Here is a 22,047-nt window from a genome sequence, read left to right as displayed (position 1 = left end):
AGGGGCGCTACACACCGCAATGATGGAGGTGTTGCGCTCCCGAAAAGGAATTACTCCACGTGCGGTATGGTCGGGTTACGCTAAAACGCGCTAAGGTTTGGTTTTCATCTCTACCGTTCTTTGAGCCATGCCCATCATTGATAACGTCGTTGCGTTTACCCTGGCTGCTACCTTACTTACATTAACGCCAGGGCTTGATACTGCCCTGGTGTTACGCACAGCGGCTGTTGAGGGAAGAGCGCAGGCCATCCGGGCGGCACTGGGCATCAATGCGGGGTGTTTGATCTGGGGCGCCGCCGTTGCCTTTGGCCTTGGGGCTTTAATTGCCGTATCCGAGCTGGCTTATGATGTGCTCAAGTATTGTGGCGCTGCCTACCTGTGCTGGCTGGGCTTGAACATGATGGTGCGGCCCCGCAACTCAATGGTCGCCAACGACACTACCCGCGTGCAGAACACGAAATGGTTTCTCAAAGGGATGCTGGGCAACGTATTGAATCCCAAAGTTGGAATTTTCTACGTCTCCTTCCTGCCTCAATTCATTCCGCAGGGACACCCCTTGATCCTCTGGACCTTTGGCCTGGTAAGCATTCACGTGGTGATTGGATTCATCTGGTCCATGGCGTTGATCGGTGCGACTCGTCCATTGGCCCAGATTTTACGTCGTGAAAAAGTGATCCAGTGGATGGACCGACTCACTGGGGGCGTTTTCCTCCTCTTTGCCGCCCGCCTGGCGCTCAGCAAGCGCTGAAGGTCTCTAATTTTAACGATGCAGAGCGGCTTACTAGGTAGCCTTTCTATCTTGAGGCTAGATCTCGTCTATTGTGTTCTAAGCTACTGAAACAAAGCAGAGGCACCTATGATCAGGGTATCGACTTCTTTGATACTGTTTTCTGCATGCTGCGCAATCGAGCGAGTCAGGTTGAATGTATTGGCTTCGGCTTGCTCAAGCGCTTCGTTGTAGCCTGTCCATACCTGCCAACATTCCATAATTATCAGGGCAGAGACAACGAGCGAAACAAAGACAAGGTCAGGCGTTGCGTCGACAGGCGCTTGGCATTTATCTCAAACCGGCTTTGTTGTGGCATCGTTAAGGTCCAACTGCCGTTCCTCTATCTGATTGGAGTCACAAGCCAATCTCGCACCAGCGGATATAACCGGCAACTCGCCCGCCTGCGGCCAGAATAATCCTTCCGTTACTTCAAACCATACGCATTCATGCCGTTTTGCATTGGTCATCATGACGTTGATCCAATGTCGATAGCGATTTTTCAAGCGTTTTCCATTACATGGACAACATGAAGTCACCATGGCATCCGTCACATGTCTGTAATTGATTATTAATTGTTAATATTTATCATTTACATTAATAGGTCGCTTTTATAGCATCTTGCCAGTTTTGCCTGTACGCCGTTTTTCATATGTACAAAACGTCCCAGATCGACATCGTTCGGCCTGGTATAGCGGTGCTCGCACTTTTCAAGGACTTCTGAATAATGAAAGCGTTTCCTCTGCGGCCGTTGGTGTTCACCGTTTCGCTGTTGACTACCGGTACAGTACTTGCCGCCCCGATCACAGTTGATCTTGCGTCCCAGCCCTTGGCAAATGCGTTGAGACAACTGGGCCAGGCCAGTGGTCTTCAGGTTTCCTATACTTCGGCAGCAGTGGCCGGGACAGCGCCTGCCGTACGGGGCCAGATGGAGCCTGCAGTGGCACTACAGGCGCTGTTGGCCGGGAGTGATTTGGTAGGCAGTATTCAGGGTAACGTGCTGACTATCGCCGAGGCAGGATCGGCTGCGGGTGAGGAAGTGGCGCAGCTGGGTATCACTCAGGTAGTCGCAGAGGGCTCAGGCAGTATTACCAGCGATATGGCTGCAACAGAAGGGTCCGGCTCCTACACGACAGGTAGCATGAGTACGTCTACCAAGTTGCCCCTGTCGATACGCGAGACGCCTCAATCGGTAAGTGTAATGACGCGCCAGCGTATCGACGACCAGGCCCTTAATGAACTCAATGACATCGTCAAATATGCACCCGGCATACAACTGCGTAAACTCGGTGGAGACCGCCAGCAGTTTCTCGCGCGTGGATTCACCATCGACAACCTGATGTACGATGGCTTGCCCACTAGCATTAGCACGTTTACGCTCGATACCATCAGCGGCGCTGATCTTGCCATCTATGACCGCGTGGAAGTCGTGCGCGGTGCTACAGGCCTGATGACTGGCGCTGGCAGCCCTTCAGCGACACTGAATCTAGTGCGCAAGCGTCCCACCGCTGTTCCGCAGGTTAGTATTACCACCAGTGCTGGCAGCTGGGACCGTTATCGTACCCAGCTGGACGCATCTAACAAGCTGAACGAAAGTGGTACGTTGCGTGGGCGCGTGGTCGCAGCCTACGAAGACGACGGCAGTTTCGTTGATGAGCGGGAAAAGCAGCGTCAGACCTTTTATGGCATCCTCGAAGCCGATCTCAGCGACGCCACCACCTGGACTCTGGGAGCCTCTAAACAGCGCGACGATGCCGTATCGGACTGGGGAAGTCTGCCCGCTGGCCCCAATGGAGAAAACCTGCACCTTTCGCGGTCGACCTTTCTTAGTAACGACTGGGCATATTGGGATCGGGATAACATTACCGCCTTCACCGATGTCACCCACCGTTTCGACAACGGCTGGAGTGCCAGGCTGGCAGCTGCTCGAATCTGGGCGGAATCGAATACCTTCTCCAGTTACCTTAATCCCCCGGTGGGTAATGCCTACACACAGTCTTCCGGTCAATACCACAGCAAGGATGTACAGACTAACCTGGACGCAACCGTATCCGGCCCATTCACGTTGTTTGGACGCGAGCATGAACTGGCATTGGGCGCCAGCCGCCGGCAAGAGCGGTTTGATCAAAAAGGAGGGTACTGGCCGACAGCAACGCCGGTTGATATCTACAACTTTGATCCCGGTGTCATTGTCAAGCCCAGCCTGAGCGACCGGCTTCCCTATTCAAGCAAAAATACGGCAACGGAAAAAGCTGTTTACGGTGTCGCCCGGTTTAATCCCATTGATCCGCTGCACGTTATCCTGGGTAGCCGCGTGACGTGGTACGACTACGATAACCGTGCGAGCGATACCGGGGATTACACGGTAACCCGAGAGGTGACGCCCTATGCGGGCATCATCTATGACTTGAATGACACCTATTCGGTCTATGCCAGTTACACCGAAATTTTCAAGCCACAGACCGAGCAGGACTTGGGTGGATCCACGCTTGAGCCGATGACGGGGGAAAGCTACGAGATCGGCCTGAAGGGCGAGTACCTGGACGGTAATCTGAATGCCTCTATCGCGGTGTTCGATATGACCCAGCAGAACCGGGCCTACGCAGTACCAGATCAGCCCGCGCTTTGCCGAAACCAGAACCGCACCTGCTATGAAGCGGCAGGGGAGGTGCGCAGTCGTGGTATCGATACCGAGCTGTCAGGTGCCTTGACGCCCAACTGGGACATTTCGGCCTCCTACACCTTGGTGCTCAGCCAATACGTGAAAGATCAAACCTATAATAAGGGTACCTTGTTTGCCCCTGAGCAACCCAAGCATCTGTTTAAAGCGGCTACTACCTATCGCTTGACCGGAGCGCTGAGCGACTGGCGCATTGGCGCTGATGTGCTCGCTCAAAGCAAAACCTATAACCGTGTTGGGACCGGTCACGCTGTTCAGGATTCATATGCCGTGGTCGGGCTTATGGCGGGCTACCAGTTCAATGAGCACTGGGATGGACAGGTAAACCTGAACAATGTGTTCGACGAAAAGTACTGGCAAGGCATACCTAACTCCAGCGGTACAGGTGTCTATGGTGACCCGCGTAACGTCATGTTCAGTTTGAGGTGGAGCTTGTAACGCATCTCGAGGTGGCTGGAGAGGAGTCTCCAGCCACCCTGACGGTTCGACGGCTGACACAAGATCAGGACAGAAAGCTATAGGTCACCTGTAATGAGCTGGCAGAGTCACCTACCTTGAAGACCAAGAAACAGATATTGCCTGCCATCTGGCCAACTACTTGAGCGTAAAGGTTCATATACATGGTCGCCCAATATGCGTCGACAGGTCCTACCGGTAGGCTGCAGCTGAGTTGTCAGGGCTGACAATGTCCTGATGAGGGGATAGGCGTTTTGACCCTGGTCATGCTTGGTCACTCTGTTTTATGTCAATAAACGCTGTGGCCTTACGCAGGCATAATGGAACTCCAAGCGTCGCGAATGGTGTGGGAGAAGCTATGCGAAAGTGGATATTAATGACGTTGGCCTTGCTGGTACACGGAGTCGCCTATGGTGCCGGTGACGCAACGGCAGGGAAAAAGTATTTTACGTCCTGGTGTGGTAACTGTCATAAGGTGGGGACTTATGCCAGGGGCTCGTTCGGCCCCGAACTCAACGCTATTTTCGGGCGCAAGGCAGGGGCTACTGAAGACTTCAACTATTCCGAGGCCATGAAAGCGTCAGGAATTGTCTGGAATGAGGAAACCCTCGCTGCCTACTTAAAGGATCCGGACAAGGTCGTACCCGGCACAAAGATGCGTTTCTGGGGAATCAGTAATGAGCAGCAGATTGCCGACCTGCTTGCCTATCTTGCGACCTTCCAGAACAAAGGACAGTAAGCGCTTGCTGCGCCAGAATCATATCAGGCGTCTGCTTTGAGTGAGTGGCTAGCCTTTACTGTGAGTCTGGTCAGGCTATCGATTAAAACGCCCGCCAATATGCCGATACCGTAAGCAACGATATCCATCCAGGAAAACGTAGTGCCCAAGGCAAGATGGCCTAACGGATGATGGCGAATCGTATTGATCCAGGGCGCCTGGTAAAGCTGCGTTGCCTCCACCGCACATGAAATACCAAATGCTGTTACCGCCAGGCATACAGCATTGGCGCGGAGCGCGATCAAAGCCAGACCTGTAAAGATCATGAGCGCCCAAAGCGCATCGCCTGGGTATTTTCCAAGAGCGTCAGGGATGATGATAGGAAACTGGCGAGAGGCTAGCCCTAAGGCAATAACGGCAAGCAACGCCAGTGCAATCCGCACTCTGCTACGGCCTGGTCTATGAGAACGTAAAATATTTAAGCGCATTGTTATAGGCGTGTTCGAGTGGCACACGGGACGACTGCTAAATGATTTTCCCTGTGTTCGATCATTATTTTCAACAATGGCTTAAGCGTTTTGTAGATAAATACAAAGTGATTGTCATTACGGTGTCCTAGGGCCCGACAATGTATGAACAGCTCATTACGAAGGTCTCTTAAAGTTGCTTGTTCTTTAGCTTGGGCCTTTTCGGGCGCTGCCTCAAATGAACCAAGCGCTTCATATCCGTTAAAGCTCATCGCAACGTCAAATACAGCGTTCCGATCCGTAGGCTCGGGAGATCAGATACCAACAACTCGATGTTGGAAATGTGCGAGGGATAAATGAGTTCATATAGAGCTTGGGCAACCATCGCTTAGGGCTTGTCTGAAAAATTGGTCCGCATGCATCGCTCAATACAGAGCAGTGTCACCATGGTCTTGAAGCTCCTAGTTAGCTTGTCGAAGCAGGAATAGAGTCAATGTCTTTCCTTTGACCAACTGACCAGAAGGCTCGTGACGATCCGTCGTACCTGCTTCTTTTTGCCGCAACGGCACTAGGCTAACAAGCGCGACTTTTCATAAAAACCTAATGTGACTTTTATCATAGTTGAAGAATTGTCTGGCTGGGCTGTCTTAATTAGTAAGGCTTTTATCTGTGGATATTGAAATAAAGCGTCCGTTCTCGTCAAAAATTAAACGGCTATGCAGCTGAGGTAGCCTTTTCGTTATTGCTTAAACCATTTGCGTGTTGATCAGGCTGCAATGCGTCCGCACTATTAAATGCTACACGCTAATCTAGCTTAGTTAGAACAAGATTATTTTTTAAAATGATCTTTTAGCGTGCTGGGCATGAAAATAATGCAAAATTGTAAAGACTGGTCTTTGCTTTCCTTGGTTTCCTATGATTCAGGGTTTAGAATTCTAAAGTGCAATATGCCTAAACCTAATATCTAGGCAAGCGAGCGCTATAACTATCAAATCAGGAATAAGGGTGGCTTGGTAGAGCGAGGACGAGATTGCATGATGTGTCCTTGTACGTATCTTACTGGCCGCGATTATCTGTATGAGTCGTCTCTAGGTCAGATTGCTTGAAAAGATTTGGCGTATTTTGAAGTGTTTCAGTAGTAAATTAATTAGCTAGCCATTATATCTAATTGATAAAAAGTTGACGGCTGATTTTATAGCTTTTCCAAGAATTCAAAAATTTGGCATTACTTATATTTTTGCAACATCTTGAAACTCAAGTCATTGAAATTCTACTCAGAAAAAAAGCGGTTTGCCCGATATAAAGGTTAAGAATCAAAGCCGCTAGCTGGCCTTAATCGGAATAGCAATACTGCCGCCTTATCCGTAGCTGCAGCATCTTTCCCTTCAAACAATCATGTCTCCGCGTTAGGAGTGTAAATGGAAAGGCTCCCAGTCCAATTACTAGGTGCTCTAGCAGAAAGAGTGGATCTTGGGCTCATCATTTTTGATGCAACCCTGACTATCCAGCATTGGAATGCCTTTATGACGCTGCATAGCGGAAAGGCATTGAGCGATGCTCAGGGACGTTTCTTTGATGAGATTTTTCCTGAAGCGGCTCTAAACCTTGAGCAGTTGATCAAGAAAGAGCAAGCCACATTAGCGGATAGCCAACAGATGCCTCTGATAAGGCTGAAAACAAAGAATGGTGAGCAAGAACGCTTGGCTTTTCTGCAGAGCACGTTTTTTTTTCCTTTTAATGCGCCAGACGGGACCCCTCATTACGGTTTGATCCTTCAGGATCCAAACACGATTTATGAAACCAAGGACCAGTTTGAGGCCGCCCTCAAGGCTTTGAGACACAAGCAGGATGAGCAGACCCAACTTCTTCGTAAACTAGAGGCTGCCAATAACCAGCTTCTGCAATCAGAAAAGCTAGCGGCTATTGGCCAGTTAGCAGCCGGTGTTGCTCATGAAATCAACAATCCTATTGGCTACGTTTTTTCAAATCTCAAAACCCTTGGTGGTTATGTGCATGATCTTTTAAAGATCATTGATGCGGTCGACAGCGCGTCTACGTTGGATGACATCCGTCAACTCAAAAAGAGCCTTGAGTACGAGTACATACGAAGTGATGTAGAGGCCGTAATTAGCGAGTCTGAAGACGGTATTGATCGCGTTAAGCGGATTATAGGTGCGTTAAAAGATTTTTCTCATATCGAAGAGGAAGAGTTCCGGCCTGCGAACCTGCACCGAGGCATCGATACCACGCTGAATGTTGTCAATAACGAGCTGAAATATAAGGCTGAGGTCGTTAAAGAGTACGGTAATCTGCCGGAAGTCGAATGTATTCCCTCTCAAATTAACCAGGTCATCATGAACCTGCTAGTCAATTCAGCTCATGCCATTGAGCAGTTTGGCCGCATTACTTTACGTAGTGGTCATGAGAAGGAATGGGTTTGGCTGGAGATAGAAGACACCGGTAAGGGCATCGAGCCTAAGTTGCTGAATCGCATATTTGAGCCATTCTTTACTACTAAGCCTGTTGGCAAAGGCACAGGCTTGGGGCTGGCACTTTCGTACAGCATTATTCAAAAACACCACGGTCGCATCGAAGTATTCAGCGAAGTCGGTCAGGGGACACGTTTTCGCGTCTGGTTACCGGTTCAGCAACCCATTGAAGCGTCTCAATAAAAAAGAGGCACCATGAACGTTGAAAATGCAGCGACCCTGTTGTTGGTCGATGATGAGCCTAATATCCTCAGTAGTCTTCGCCGCGTCCTTCGTAACGAGCCCTATCAGGTATTGACTGCTTCAGGAGGCGAGGAGGCGCTGGCGTTGCTAGAGCGTCAGCCCATTGATCTTGTACTGTCAGATGCCCGTATGCCCAATATGGATGGCGCTACGCTGCTTAGCCATGTCCAGCAGCGCTGGCCCACTTGCCTTCGTATTTTGCTGACGGGCTATGCCGATATCACGACTACAGTTCGGGCTATCAACGAGGGTCAGATCTACCGTTACATCAGCAAGCCCTGGGATGATGATGAGCTGCGCATGGTTTTGCGCCAAGCATTGGCCTTTCAGCATTCAGAGCGTGAACGTGAGCGCCTTGAGCGGCTCACCCATGAGCAAAATATCCGGCTGCAAGAGCTTAATAGTACGCTAGAGCAACGTGTACGGGCGCGGACTGCTGAGCTTCAGCAAACCGCAGACATGCTGGATCTCGCCTATTTGGAACTCAAGCGTAGCTATGTGACGGCAACGGAAGTGTTTGCCAATCTCGTTAACCTTCGGCTAAGCAAGGCTCGGCAAACCAACACACAAGTTATTGCACTTGTAAAGGCATATGCCGACTATGTGAAACTTGATGAACGTTCTACGGGTGATTTAACGATGGCCGCTGCCCTGTATAACCTGGGCAAGTTAACGTGGGACGACCAGCTGTTAAATTCTCCCTCCGACCAGCTCTACAAGGAAGATAAAGAGCGTTATCGGCAATATCCCGTGGTAGGAGAAAGCGTTCTTATGACCCTTGAGCCCGTACAAGATGCAGGGCGTTTGATTCGCCATCATCAAGAACGGTGGGATGGTACGGGCTTCCCGGATCGGTTAAAGGGCGAGGCCATACCCTTGGGCGCTCGTTTGCTTAAGCTGGCAGTAGATTTTATAGAGCTTCAGCGTGGGATGATTCTTGATCGTCGTTTAAGTCGCGATGAGGCTCTGCTTTTAATAGGAAAGTTCAGCGGCCGCTTTTATGACCCGGATTTGTGTAAGCGTTTTTTAGAGGTGTGTACTACGCTTGCGCCTGATCTAGCCCTGGCTGATACCAATATCATTGCCGTCGACACGCGGCGTTTGGAACCCGGCATGGTTCTGGCGCGTAGTCTTCACGCGCAAAACGGGATGCTTCTACTAAATGAAGGCAAGCAGCTAACACGCCCGTTGATTGACAAGCTGATCGCGTTTGAAGCCTCAGAAGGCGCACGTTATACCTTGTTCGTTCGTAAATCGGATGAGTCCGCATCAGTTTCTCAAGGCGGCAACCGATGACTATTACTCAACGAATAAAGGGTGCCATACACCCTTTAGCTGCCTTGGCCGCATTAAATGTTGTTGGTGCTGTGCCGAGTGAAGTAGAGCAGAGAAGCCATGGTTGATTACGTCCCGCATGAGCGAAAGCTAGTACTCAAAGTGGTTTATTACGGGCCTGCACTGAGCGGTAAAACAACCAATTTGATTCATCTGCATAGCCAGTTGAAATTGCAGCGCAAGGGGGACCTCATGGTCCTGGAAACCCGGGACGATAGAACCCTCTTTTTTGACCTTTTGCCAATTGGTTTAAGAGCAGAGCAGGGCCTGGACCTTCGCTTGAAGCTCTATACCGTACCCGGTCAGGTACAGCATGACAGTACACGCAAAGCCGTATTGTCACGGGCTGATGGGGTAATTTTTGTTGCTGACTCACAGCACAATCAGCAAGACAACAACGCGAACGCTTTTGACAATCTTGCTGAGAACCTGTTGAAACTGGGCATGACCATAGAGCACCTCCCTTTGGTTGTTCAGTTCAACAAGCGCGACTTGGCCGGTGCAGTTGAAGAGGCAGAATTGAGGGCTCGCTGGGCAAGTACTCCCTGGGCTCCGCTATGCATGGCCTCTGCGGTAAACGGAATAGGTGTCGTTGAAAGCTTTCGCTTGCTGCTTGACCGAATTTATCCTCGGCTGGACCACGAGTTTCGATTGGACGCGAAAGAAGGCATTTCAGCAGAGACTTTCGTTACCCAATTGAGCTTGGTGGGTTCAGATAATGCGTAATTTTGAAGATGATCCAAAACTTTCGGACCTTTTATCTCAGGCACGTCTGAAACAGCTATTGGACCTTATAAGCGCTTTATCCGGGCACCCTGTCTACCTGGAGGAGTGTCCTGTACCAAAAGCTGAGCCGGTAGAGTTCAATCTGGAATGCCTGGGCTGGTTACATAGCCCAGAGAACGCAGATATTCAGCGCAATGCCGCAAGACTTGTTGAGTTTGTTATTTTTTATATCGCCAAATATCGACTAGCCGCCAATTTGCACCGCAGCGTAACGGAAGCAAACTTTGTGGAATTGCAGCGGCAACATAAGGCGCTCCAGGCTTCTGAAGCAAGATACAAGGAGCTTTCCGAAGAGCTTCAGGCGCGTGTAGATGCTCAGGTCAAAGTGATCGAGCAGGCGCAGCAAGAGCTATACGAGACAGCACGACTGCGCGCGGTAGGGCAACTTGCAGCTGGGGTCGCTCATGAAATCAATAATCCTGTTGGGTTTATTACCAGTAATCTGCGGGTAGCCAGCGACTATCTTGACGAACTCGGTGCCGAGGTGCCTAGTAGTCCAGCCACTGATTCAATGCTGGAAGACTTTCGTGCCCTCTTGTTAGAGTCTGAAAGTGGTACAAGTCGCATTGCAGCTATCGTTTCTGATTTAAAGACCTTCTCAAATATTGACCAGGCTGAATTTACGCCTTGTGATCTCAACTCTCTTCTCAAGACAACCTGTCACCTACTGCAAGCAGCACATAATCAGGTTCTACCTGTAACAATGGAGCTGGGCGAACTAGCTGAGCTGGCGGGTTATCCTGCAAAGCTATCCCAGGCGTTTTACAACATTTTGGATAACGCAGTCCGGTCATTGAATGAGCGAGGCGAAATCAAAATCACGACTCGCCAGAACATCAACAATCATCAGGAAGTCCTTATCGAGGACACTGGCTGTGGCATTCCTGATGAGACCCAAACACGTGTTTTTGAGCCGTTCTTTACCACCCGGCCTGTAGGCTCAGGCAGTGGGCTTGGGTTAACAGTTGCGCGCGATGTTGTCGCCGCGCATAACGGTGAAATCGAACTGCAAAGCCAGGAAGGCAGAGGAACACGCGTTATTCTTCGCTTCTGGAGCCGATAGGGGGCCCTATGACAAAGCCGTATGCGTCCCTCTTTCTAGGCGAGCCGATCAGTACCGACGCGGATCAGCAACCCCCTCATGTCCCTTATCAGTTGCTTCTTGTAGATGATGAGCCTGGCATTCTTTCAGCGCTACGGCGAGTGTTTCAACGCGAAAATTATGAGTTGTACTTTGCTCGTAACGGCCTTGAAGCATTAAAGATTCTTGAGGTCAGGCCTGTTCATCTAATCATCAGTGATTTCATGATGCCAGGCATGAGCGGTAGCGAGCTGCTTGGAAAGGTACGTGAACGCTGGCCTGATACGCTGCGCATCATGCTTACCGGGCATGCCAATACAGAAGCAGTCATGGGCTCCATTAAGGAAGGTGCGGTGTACCGCTTCATTCTTAAGCCATGGAATGACGATGATTTAAGGCTGACCATAGCTCTGGCCTTGGAGCAACATTCATTGCTACAGCGAAACCGTGCCCTTGAGCAGGTGAATCAGAAACAGCATCGGGATCTGGAAACTCTGGCCAAGCTGAGTGTAACGAATCGCAGTCAATTGGCCATTTTGCTGCATAAGAAAGGATTACTTAGCGCTCAACAGATCCAACAGCTTCACAAGGAGATGCAAAGCCATAAAACTCCGGTTATGCATCAACTGATGCAGCATGACTGGATCGATAGTCGCAAGGTCTACGCCTTTCTACAACAAGATATTATGCTCGAAGAGGTTGACCTTCGAGAGTTCCAGGCAGACTCCAGTGTCCTGGAACTGATTCCACAAGCAGTATGTACTCGTCAGCTTGTGTTACCGCTTCGCGTGGTGGGCAAGCGGTTACGCCTGGCTATGGCCGATCCCATGGACATAGGACTCATTGAAGAACTCGGCTTTGTTACTGGCTACAGTATCGACTCCTTACTGTGTCCGCTTGATCAACTACAGGCCAAGCTCAAGGAGTTATTCGGTGAACCGAGTCAACAGGAGTTTGAGGAAATCGCTACGGTGGTTGGGGCCAGCGATCCATATGAGGGTATAGAGATCATCCTTGATGAGGAAGTCGCCCCTGAAAGCCTGGAGGAGTTGCTTAGTCGCTCTGAGGATCCACCTGCTATCCGTCTGGTCAATGCCATTATTCTTGAGGCTTTGCGTTTACGCGCGAGCGATATTCACATCCATCCTAGAACCAAGCACGTTGTGGTGCGGTATCGCATTGACGGTATTCTGCAAGATAAAATACAGATTCCCAGCGCCCTTCTAATGTCGCTGGTTTCTCGTATCAAGGTCATGGCTGAACTGGACATTACCGAGCGGCGGCGTCCTCAAGACGGACGGATCACCGTCAAAACGCCTATGCGCATCGTTGATCTGCATATTTCTACATTACCGACCACCAATGGCGAAAAGGTGGTTATGCGCGTATTTGAGCGGCAGTCAGAGGCACCGTCTCTGAATAACCTAGGGCTATCCCCTCATAACATGCAGCGCTTGCTGCATGTGGTCAGTAAACCACAAGGCATCGTTCTGGCAACCGGTCCTACAAGCTGCGGAAAAACAACTACGTTGTTCGCTTTGCTACAGCACCAAGCTAACTCCGAAAAGAACTACGTCACGATTGAAGATCCGGTCGAGTTTCATATGGATCTGGCAGGGCAAGTACCTGTTCGTGAAGGGATTGGCCTTGGCTCCGCAAACTTATTACGAGCCATTCTTCGTCAGGATCCTGACGTCATAGTGCTGGGTGAAATTCAAGAGGGTGAAGTGGCAGAGGTTGCTTTTCATGCCGCGCTGACAGGTCACTTGGTCTTTTCGACCCTTCATGCCAATTCCGCCGCTGCGACCATAGCCCGCCTGTTGGATTTAGGGCTTAAACCCTATGTCGTCGCTACTGCTTTGGAAGCCATTATCGCGCAGCGCCTGGTGAGGCGTATCTGTCCATGTTGTTGCGAGCCTACGACCCCGGGTGTTGAGCGTCTTCGTACCCTGGGGTTTGATTTTCAGGATCCTGACCTGAGGTTCTTCAAGGGTCGGGGTTGTAGCCAATGCCACCAGGGCTATCAGGGGCGGATTGGTATTCATGAGGTCTTGATCATGACCGAAAGCCTGAGGGAGGCCATCTTTAAAGGGGCAGGGGTTATGCAGCTGCAAACCATTGCTCGTGAACAAGGTATGGTTACCTTGCTCAATGATGCTCGAGAAAAGGTGCATCAAGGGTTAACCACCATTGATGAAGTCCTACGTACATTAGGCCCGCAGGTATTGTGAGGCGACATGAAGAATAAATACATCATCTTTCAGGCCTATCTGCACCTGTTAGCGTTCGCTTTACTAATGGTCGGCAGTATCAGCTTAATAGGTTATCAACGGATCGATCTGCCTACTGTACATACAGTGGTGCTCCTGCCTGATAGTGCTCTGCTGTGCATATTGTTAGGCCTAACGCTATTAGCTGCATCTCGGCGACAAGACTGGCTGTTGAGAAGCGCTACAGCTGCAATCATGGGCCTTTGTCTGTACTCGTTAATCCATAATTATCTAGCAGGAGGCGCTGATGTCGGAATCTCCTGGATAAGCGGCTTTTTGAGAATACGCAGCTCACTAGCGGTAACGATGCTGCTTTGGGTCTTAGGTCTGACGCTTAGCTTTAGAGGACCTGTTTCCAGGAAAATAGCCCAAGCTATTGGTCTCCTACTGGTTTCGCTCGCTACTTTCTCTCAGATTGTAATGTGGCATCCAGATCTCGACCTTTTTAGGCTGGGGTTCAAGCATGCATCAAGTATTGCAGGCCTGTTTACGGTATTGTTAGGCGTTGCGCTTGTTGTGCTCGGTGTATCACCAGTGCGTAAAAAAGAGGTTATGCTGGACCGCGTAACTCTTTGCATCGGTGTAATCAGTGCATTCTTGACTTGTATAAGTTGGTATCTGCTAAGTGTTCAGGCAGCTGACGCAGTATCCCAGCGAAGTAAATTATTGCTTTCCAAGACTCAGAGCGCCATTACCAGAGATTTGAGTATCCATCTTCAGTTAATGCACCGTATGGCTGAGCGATGGGAAAAACGCTCATGGCCACTTAATCCTGAATTATTGAAGCAGGAAGCTCAAAGTTACTTGCGTGACTTTCCTAGTCTGGGTGCAATTGCAGTCATAAATCTCGAATCCAAGCCATATTGGTTAGAAGCACGGGGATCTGTATATCGTGATGGGTTATTGTACTTCCTGTCTGATCCCGTACAGCAGCAATGGCTAAGTCATGTACAGAGGGATAATCAGGCCCATATAAGCTCTATTCGGTATTCTGAAGTATATAAAAATTATAACTCTTTGATCGCTATACCTCTACACCTGAAGAGTCAGCAGTCAAACTGGTTTCTTGTCGCTACCTTTGATGTTCAAAGTATTTTTGATCAGCTTATAGGAAACAATGGATTAAATGGTTTCGTTATCCAGGTTTATGACAGCGACGCCCAGTTATTCACCTCAAATCCCCAAGTTTCAAAGCGTTTTTTAAACCATGTAAGCGATCAGTCTGTACAACTACACCATGATCTTGAGTGGCGTCTAGTGTCCTATTTAGATACCTCCCAAGGTATTTTCGCGTCGGCTTATCTGCCTGCGCTGGTCATGTTGTTTGGATTAAGCCTGAGCCTTCTTTTAATGATTAGTCAGCGACTCGGGTCGATAGCGCTTGAGCACTCCAAGCGGTTGGAGGTGAGTCTGCATCATCAGGAGAGCATGCAGAGGTTGCACCAGAGGATCATGGAGTTTAGCCATGACGTTCTTTGCTCGACAGATGCGCATGGGCACTTTTTGGAAATAAGCCCGTCATGTGAACGCGTATTTGGCTATGCCCCCGAAGAAATGATTGGCAGAGCCTACATGGACTTTGTACTGGCTGATGATTATGAAAAGACGCAGTTAGAGGCTAGCCGTATTACGCATGATCGACCGACACGGTTCTTTCGTAACCGTTATCGCCATCGTGATGGACGTATCATCCATATACTCTGGACATCAGCATGGTCTGATGAGGAGCAAACGCGTTTTGCGGTTGCTCACGATATTACTCGGCTAGTGCAAAACGAGGTCTTTGCGGATACCCAACGCCAAATTCTGCGGATGATTACCTTAGGGCAGCCCCTGGGTAAAATCTTGACTGAGATTTGTCTCATGATTGAGGCACAGGATCCGCGGTGTGTCTGCTCGATTTTATTGACCAACCCGGAAAAAACGCACCTTACCCATGGCGCTGCGCCTAATCTGCCACTGGATTTCATAAAGGGGATCGATGGTCTTCCCATCGGGCCGGCTTCGAGTAATTGCGGTGCTGCTGCTTTCTTACGTAAGGCCATTTATACCGAAAGCATCCAAGAAAATCCCTTGTGGGACAATTATCGTGACTTGGCTCTAAGCCATGGCTTTCTAGCCTGCTGGTCAACACCGTTGATTGATAACGAAGGGGAAGCCATAGGTACTTTTGCCATATACCAGCGGCAGGCTCACAAACCTAATGAAGAGCAGCTGCAACTTTTAAGTACGGCCGAGCAGTTAGCAGCTATAGCCATTGAGCGTTCACAGAGTTTGCAACGCCTGGAGGAAAGTGAGCAGCGATTCCGCTCATTGTTTAGTTTGAATCCTGACCCTATCTATTCACTTGATCTCAAAGGGTTTTTTCAAAGTGTTAATGACGCTGGCCTGAAAATCATCGGCTTATCTCGTGAAGAGATTGTAGGGAATCACTACACAGCGCTAGTCATCGAGCGGGACCTATCTAGAGTAGCGACACACTTCGAGGCCGCTAGCCAGGGGCGGGCACAGCGTTACGAGGTTCGCATTGGTACGCCGTATGGCGAAATACTGATGGACGTCACGAATCAACCCATTGTGGTAAACAACCAGATTGTTGGCGTATTTGGTATTGCGAAGGACATTACCGAGCGCAGGGTTATCCTTGAGCAACTCCAACAAAAGAACCTTTTGCTGAGCATGGCAGGGCATACCGCCAAACTGGGCGGCTGGGCGCTAGTCCTGCCTGAACATTCAATGGTCTGGTCAGAAGAAACGCGAGCGTTGCTGGAATTTCCCTCAGATGTGATACCTGTCTGGGATGACATACTACCGCTTCACCCTGAACCTTTTCGTACAAGAGCGGAAGAGGCCATGCGGCAGTGTGTCGAGCAAGGCATAAACCTTGATTATGACATTGAAATTCATACTGCCCGAGGCCGCTTGATACAGGCGCGCATTACAGCTCAACCGGTACGCGATGACGAAGGACAAATCGTCCGAATTGTTGGTTCGTTTCAAGACATTAGCGAGCGTAAAAAAGCTGAGCATCAACTGCAGGCTACTCTGGTTGAGCTGGAGCGCAGTAATCGTGAGCTGCAAGAATTCGCTTATGTTGCCTCGCATGATCTTCAAGAGCCCTTGAGGAAAATTCAAGCTTTCTCAGAGCGGCTGGCTGCTCGTGCTGACACTCTCGATGAAGACGGGCGCGATTACTTGCAGCGCATGAGCAGTGCAGCGTCGCGCATGCAGGCTTTGATTATCGACCTGCTCAATTATTCTCGTGTTAATACCCGAGGGCAAAGCTTACAGTCTGTAAACTTGAATGATGTGGCTAGTGAAGTTCTGGATGATATTGAAGCAACGATTGAGCAGGCGGGAGCTCATGTGCAGATCAGTAATTTGCCTGTGATCATGGGCGACGCCGTTCAACTGCGTCAGGTGCTGCAAAATCTCATTAGTAATGCATTAAAGTTTCAGGCATCTGATAGCAAGCCCGTCATTAACGTCTATGCTGAACAAGGTGAAGTGGGCGATTGGACGTTATTCGTGGCCGATAACGGTATAGGGTTTGATGAGAAGTACCTTGATCGTATATTTAATCCCTTTCAGCGGTTACATAGTCGAGAGACTTATAAAGGAACCGGCATAGGCTTAGCGATCGTCAAGAAGATAGTTGAGCGCCATAACGCTCATATCACTGCAAACAGCACGCCCGGTAAAGGAAGCGTTTTCCGTATTACATTCCCTAATCCGGAGAAAGTCTCTGCATGATGGAACAAAAGCCTTCCTACATACTTGTAGCAGATGATGATCCAGACGACTGCTTGCTGATTCGCGAAGCCTTCAAGGAGGCCTCTATCTCTAATCCATTGCGCTTCGTTCATAATGGTGAAGAGTTGATGAATTATCTGAAACATCGTCCACCTTATGAGGACAGCGAAAGTTTTCCCTTACCGGGACTTGTTCTGCTGGATCTCAACATGCCATTGAAAGATGGACGTGAAAGTCTGATTGAAATCAGAGCGGATCAAAAGTTGCATTCCTTACCGGTTGTCATTTTGAGTACCTCTTCTGCTCAAGAGGATATTGCCCATAGCTTGGACGCTGGTGTTAATGCCTTTCTGACCAAGCCAGTTACCTTTAGCGGATTGCTGGATATGGTCAGAACATTTGTCCGCAATTGGCCAGATCTGGTCCAGTTCTCAGGCACTAAGGATCCGCTATGAATTACCAGAGTCGTCCCCTGCGTCTGCTTCTGATCGAAGATGATGAAGATGACTACCTCATTACGCGTGATCTCTTGCGCCAGGCTAAAAAAGAATCGTTCGAACTGGACTGGCAAAATGAGTATGACCAGGCGCTAGCAACGGTTTTAGAGCAGCGGCATCACCTCTATCTCATTGACTATCGATTAGGACCGGACTCAGGCCTCGAGCTGATAGGCCAAGCACTTAAGGCGGGGGTAAATAAACCGTTCATTTTGCTTACCGGTCAGGAGGACGACCAGCTCGATGCTAATGCCATTGAGTTGGGCGCTGCAGATTATTTAGTCAAAGGACAGTTCGATACACGGCTGCTTGTTCGCAGCATCCGTTATGCCGTTGAGCGTAACCAATCTACTGTTCAGTTGTTTGAAAGCGAAGCCCGTTATCGGCTGTTGTTTGATGCCAACCCTAGCCCGATGTGGGTGTTTAGCCGGGAAACGCTACGCTTTCAAACAGTCAACCAAGCAGCTATTGATTTCTTGGGGTACAGCAGAGAAGAGCTTCTTTCGATGACGGTGCTTGATATACGACCCCCTGAAGAGCGTAAGCGTCTCCAAAAGTATTTTGAGGCTAATTGGAATAAGCTGGACAGTAACCTGGATGTAGGCGTCTGGAACTATCGGCATAAACAAGGCCATTACTTATATGCCCAAGTCTTTGCGCATGAGTTTGATTTCGATAACAAACCCTGCTGCTGGGCATTGCTGATTGATGTCACCGAGAAGCAAAAGGTACGCAAGGAATTAATGCAGCGGGAGCAAGCGCTTCGACAACTGCTTAATGACACCCGTGATGCTCTACTTGTTATAGGCGAAGAAGGGACCCTTTACTACGCCAACCCGGCAGCCGAAGCATTGCTTCAAGCTACACAGCAGGAGCTGCAACAGCGGTGCCTATCGTTTCCTCAAACATCCGATACGCTTTATGAATGGTCACTGCCAATACCTGAACACAATACAGTAGATGTCGAAATTCATCGATCTAAAACCGAATGGGAGGGTCATCAGGCCAGCTTGTTGTCATTGCGGGACATTACGGAACGCAAGGAGTCGGAAAAGCAGCTACGGTTGTTACAGCGAAGCGTTGAGTCCAGTTATAACGGTGTAGCCATTGCTGATGCTCTGCTGCCTGATCTTCCGCTTGTGTATGTCAATCCGGCTTTTGAGCGGATAACAGGTTACTCCCCGGCTGAAGTGCTAGGAAAAAACTGTCGATTCCTGCAAGGCCAGGAGCGAGACCCTCGTTCTTTGGAAGATATTCGTAAACGGTTATCCAATGCTCAGGAGGTCCGTCAGCTACTACGTAACTTCCGTAAAGACGGCACGCCGTTCTGGAACGATTTGTATATATCACCGATTTTTAATGAAAAAGGCGAGGTCACGCATTTTGTCGGGGTACAAAACGACATCACCGAGCAGAAGCGCTATGAAACCGAATTAAGCCATAACGCAAGCCATGATCACTTAACAGGGCTTCCTAATCGAACCTTACTAGAGGACCGCCTCCGCCAAGGATGTCAGATTTCGCAGCGTTATGATCGCAGCCTTGCTCTTATGTATGTTGACCTGGATGGATTTAAGCCTATCAATGATACCTATGGTCATGATTTGGGCGACCAGATCATTATCGAGGCAGCACGACGCATGAGCCAGCAGGTACGACCTGGTGATACGGTTGCTCGTATGGGGAGTGATGAGTTCGTAATCTTATTGCCTGACTTGGCTAGAGAAGAGGATGTACTGCTGGTGGCCGAGCGCTTACTTTCGGATATCGCTCGTCCTTATTATGTACAAGCAATAGAGTTGCATGTTACGGCTAGTATAGGTATTACGTTGAGTGATGGTCGTTTAGATCAACCCAGTGTATTGATTCAACAAGCTGACCGGGCGCTTTATAAGGCTAAGCAGGAAGGTCGCAACAATTATCAGTGGTTTACCAATGATCTGAATTTACGCATAAGTGATCGCGTTACGCTCCGCAACGATCTTCAGAAAGCGATAGAAAATCAAACGTTGGAATTGTATTACCAACCCCTTGTGGACGGACGCAGTGGCCGAGTAGCTGGACTTGAAGCATTGTTGCGCTGGCGGCACCCTGAAAAAGGTTTTATTCCTCCTGCATCCTTTATTCCTGTAGCGGAAGATACAGGGCAAATCGTTCCCTTGAGCCTGTGGATTTTGGATACCGCCTGTAAACATATCCGATACCTAAACAATCAGGGCATGGCTGGATTGACGATAGCTGTAAATATTTCGCCGCTCCACTTTCAGCGAAACAACTTCGTGAATAGTGTCCAAGGTGTACTGCAGAAATATGCGTTAGGTGCCGAGCAGTTAGAGCTTGAGTTAACCGAGTCGGTTCTAATGAACAATGCCGAGCGCGCTATTGATACGCTGCGTCAGTTGAAGGCATTAGGGTTAAGTATCTCTATTGACGATTTTGGAACAGGTTATTCCAGCCTAAGCTATTTAAAACGTTTACCCATCGATAAGATTAAAATTGACCGGTCTTTTATTAGCGAAATCATCAGTGATCAACGTGATGCGGCTATTACGCAAGGCATTATCTCAATGGCTCACCATTTGAAGTTAAAAGTGGTAGCCGAAGGAGTAGAGCATGAATCGCAGTTTGCCTTCTTGAGAAAAAATCAATGTGATCTTTTTCAGGGCTATTACTTTGCCAAGCCTATGCCTTTCACCGAGCTTGAGGCCTTCCTACGTAAACCACTGCTGACCAATGGACCGGCCCTTCCCAGCAAAGAGCAGATGCAGACGCTGCTTTTGCTTGATGATGAGGAAAATATTCTTCGCGCGCTGGCTCGTGTTCTGCGGCGAGATGGGTATCAAATATTGATGGCTACTCGTGCTCAAGAGGCGTTTGAATTGCTTGCCAAGCATAACGTGCAAGTTATCCTGTCTGACCAGCGTATGCCTGAAATGAACGGAACAGAGTTTTTAAGCAGAGTAAAAGAGCTCTATCCAGATACGATGCGTATTGTGCTATCTGGTTACACTGATCTTAAATCAGTGACTGACGCAATTAACCAAGGCGCTATTTACAAGTTTCTTACAAAGCCTTGGGATGATGAGCAGTTACGCCAAAATATAGCCCAGGCTTTCCGTGAGTTTATGAACAGTCGTACTGAAAGCCTGAGTGAGCTAAAGGATGACAGCTGATAGGAGATGTTTAAAAATTTTGTGAGGTCATTAGCGCTTAAGATTTTTCTGAAAAGTTGTGTTTGTTAACTTAGTGCCGTTGCGGCAAAAAGAGGCAGGCATAACGGATCGTCACGAATCTTCTGGTCAGCATTGGCTTAATAGTTTCTCCTCTCCAGACTATGGCGCGCCTCATCGCGATGATAGACAGATGCTTAATAACATCTTCTGGATTCTCTGCTCCGGTGCCCAAAAGTTTGCGCCGCTATTGCGACCGCCTCGGTGTGCAGCCGGTGATTAATAGATGAAGCGCACATGCCTGTCTGAAATCGGACGGAACCATCTCCACAGTCAAGGTTTCCCATTTTTAGACAGCACTTGGACATGTCCGCTGTCTTTATCCAAGCCGCCTTCATCTTTTCATCGCGGCGTCACTGACGAGAGAACTATTTTATGCCTACTGATAACCAGTACACCATGCAGAATCCCCTGACCCAATATCCCCAGCCAGAATTTCCGAAGCAGCCTCAAAATCCGCCCGGTCTCGCTCAGGACATGCAGCCACGCCCTGATCACGGTGAAACCAGTTACAAGGGATTTGGACGTCTTGCGGGCCGCAAGGCGCTTATTACCGGCGCGGACTCGGGTATCGGGCGAGCAGCGGCAATCGCTTATGCGCGCGAGGGGGCCGACATCGTGCTGAATTATCTGCCTGAAGAAGAGGCGGATGCGAAAGAAGTTGTACAACTGATCGAAGCGGAAGGTCGTAAGGCGGTTTGCGTTCCGGGCGACCTGAAAAGCGAGGCCTTTTGCAATGAGTTGATTGGCAAAGCCAAGGATGCACTGGGTGGCCTGGATATTCTAGTCAACGTGGCAGGTAAGCAGACAGCTGTTGAAGACATCGCCAATTTGACCACTGACCAATTTGACGCCACCTACAAGACCAATGTTTATGCGCTGTTCTGGCTATGCAAGGCAGCAATTCCGCATATGCCGGCCGGTGCCGCGATCATCAACACTACGTCCATTCAGGCCGTACAACCGTCGGAAACCCTACTGGATTACGCGCCTACTAAAGCGGCGATCACTGCCTTTACCAAGGCGTTGGCCAAACAGGTCATTTCCAAGGGTATCCGCGTCAATGCGGTAGCACCCGGACCCTTCTGGACTCCACTTCAGCCCAGCGGCGGCCAGCCTCAAGAGAAGATTCCGTCGTTTGGCAGCGAGACTGTCTTCAAGCGGCCTGGCCAACCGGCAGAGCTGGCTCCGATCTACGTCATTCTGGCTTCCCAGGAGTCCAGCTATGTGACGGGTGAAGTATACGGCGCAACCGGCGGCATGGCCTGACGGATCG

15 protein-coding genes are annotated in these 22,047 nt (G+C 49.5%); 12 read left to right on the top strand and 3 right to left on the bottom strand.

Annotation, left to right across the window (positions count from 1 at the left end; all coding sequences use genetic code 11):
- Window positions 1-127 precede the first annotated feature (127 nt).
- Window positions 128-748, top strand: coding sequence for a LysE family translocator (locus QWJ10_RS22455; RefSeq protein WP_289929718.1), 621 nt, complete (start codon window positions 128-130; stop codon window positions 746-748).
- Between the two features lie 83 nt (window positions 749-831).
- Here the strand turns inward: QWJ10_RS22455 and QWJ10_RS22450 are convergent, their stop codons facing one another.
- Window positions 832-987, bottom strand: coding sequence for a hypothetical protein (locus QWJ10_RS22450; protein WP_159435118.1), 156 nt, complete (start codon window positions 985-987; stop codon window positions 832-834).
- Window positions 988-1,062: 75 nt separating this feature from the next.
- A complete protein-coding gene (locus QWJ10_RS22445; protein ID WP_289929717.1) occupies window positions 1,063-1,272 on the bottom strand; it encodes a hypothetical protein in 210 nt (69 codons plus the stop codon).
- Window positions 1,273-1,493: 221 nt separating this feature from the next.
- On the opposite strand from QWJ10_RS22445, the gene QWJ10_RS22440 reads away from it, so the two are divergent.
- Both QWJ10_RS22440 and QWJ10_RS22435 read left to right on the top strand, forming a co-directional pair.
- On the top strand, window positions 1,494-3,884 hold the full coding sequence (locus tag QWJ10_RS22440) for a TonB-dependent siderophore receptor (protein ID WP_289929716.1): 2,391 nt from the start codon (window positions 1,494-1,496) through the stop codon (window positions 3,882-3,884).
- Window positions 3,885-4,260: 376 nt separating this feature from the next.
- Window positions 4,261-4,641, top strand: coding sequence for a cytochrome c family protein (locus QWJ10_RS22435; RefSeq protein WP_019364128.1), 381 nt, complete (start codon window positions 4,261-4,263; stop codon window positions 4,639-4,641).
- Between the two features lie 23 nt (window positions 4,642-4,664).
- Here QWJ10_RS22435 and QWJ10_RS22430 read toward each other — a convergent pair whose 3' ends face one another.
- Complete coding sequence (locus QWJ10_RS22430) at window positions 4,665-5,063, bottom strand: DUF2809 domain-containing protein (protein WP_289929715.1); 399 nt, start codon at window positions 5,061-5,063, stop codon at window positions 4,665-4,667.
- Window positions 5,064-6,505: 1,442 nt separating this feature from the next.
- Between QWJ10_RS22430 and QWJ10_RS22425 the strand changes: the two genes are divergently transcribed.
- The 9 genes from QWJ10_RS22425 (at window position 6,506) to QWJ10_RS22375 (ending at window position 22,040) form a co-directional block, all read left to right on the top strand.
- Entirely contained in the window at window positions 6,506-7,759 is a 1,254-nt protein-coding gene (locus tag QWJ10_RS22425; protein WP_122044069.1) for an ATP-binding protein, read from the top strand.
- Between the two features lie 12 nt (window positions 7,760-7,771).
- Window positions 7,772-9,115, top strand: a complete 1,344-nt coding sequence (locus tag QWJ10_RS22420; RefSeq protein WP_289929714.1) for an HD domain-containing phosphohydrolase — start codon at window positions 7,772-7,774, stop codon at window positions 9,113-9,115.
- A gap of 99 nt (window positions 9,116-9,214) precedes the next feature.
- The gene (locus QWJ10_RS22415) at window positions 9,215-9,880 is read left to right on the top strand and encodes a GTPase domain-containing protein (protein WP_289929713.1); all 666 of its coding nucleotides are present in this window, start codon (window positions 9,215-9,217) and stop codon (window positions 9,878-9,880) included.
- Window positions 9,873-11,003: an ATP-binding protein gene (locus tag QWJ10_RS22410; protein ID WP_289929712.1), complete on the top strand. Its 1,131-nt coding sequence runs from the start codon at window positions 9,873-9,875 to the stop codon at window positions 11,001-11,003. The genes QWJ10_RS22415 and QWJ10_RS22410 overlap by 8 nt, the downstream gene beginning before the upstream one ends.
- An 8-nt stretch (window positions 11,004-11,011) precedes the next feature.
- Window positions 11,012-13,252, top strand: a complete 2,241-nt coding sequence (locus tag QWJ10_RS22405) for an ATPase, T2SS/T4P/T4SS family (protein WP_289929711.1) — start codon at window positions 11,012-11,014, stop codon at window positions 13,250-13,252.
- 6 nt (window positions 13,253-13,258) lie between these two features.
- Window positions 13,259-17,044 (top strand): PAS domain S-box protein, encoded by a 3,786-nt coding sequence (locus tag QWJ10_RS22400; protein ID WP_289929710.1) that lies wholly within the window; start codon window positions 13,259-13,261, stop codon window positions 17,042-17,044.
- Window positions 17,041-17,499, top strand: coding sequence for a response regulator (locus tag QWJ10_RS22395; protein ID WP_289929708.1), 459 nt, complete (start codon window positions 17,041-17,043; stop codon window positions 17,497-17,499). Before QWJ10_RS22400 ends, QWJ10_RS22395 begins: the two co-directional genes overlap by 4 nt.
- Window positions 17,496-20,714, top strand: coding sequence for an EAL domain-containing protein (locus tag QWJ10_RS23225; RefSeq protein WP_354669641.1), 3,219 nt, complete (start codon window positions 17,496-17,498; stop codon window positions 20,712-20,714). The genes QWJ10_RS22395 and QWJ10_RS23225 overlap by 4 nt, the downstream gene beginning before the upstream one ends.
- Before the next feature lie 432 nt (window positions 20,715-21,146).
- On the top strand, window positions 21,147-22,040 hold the full coding sequence (locus QWJ10_RS22375) for an SDR family oxidoreductase (RefSeq protein ID WP_289929707.1): 894 nt from the start codon (window positions 21,147-21,149) through the stop codon (window positions 22,038-22,040).
- The last annotated feature ends 7 nt before the right edge of the window (window positions 22,041-22,047 follow it).

Source organism: Pseudomonas sp. WAC2 (genome assembly GCF_030403525.1).
Classification (GTDB): Bacteria; Pseudomonadota; Gammaproteobacteria; order Pseudomonadales; family Pseudomonadaceae; genus Chryseomonas; species Chryseomonas luteola.
This window is presented reverse-complemented; position numbering and strand designations above follow the sequence as displayed.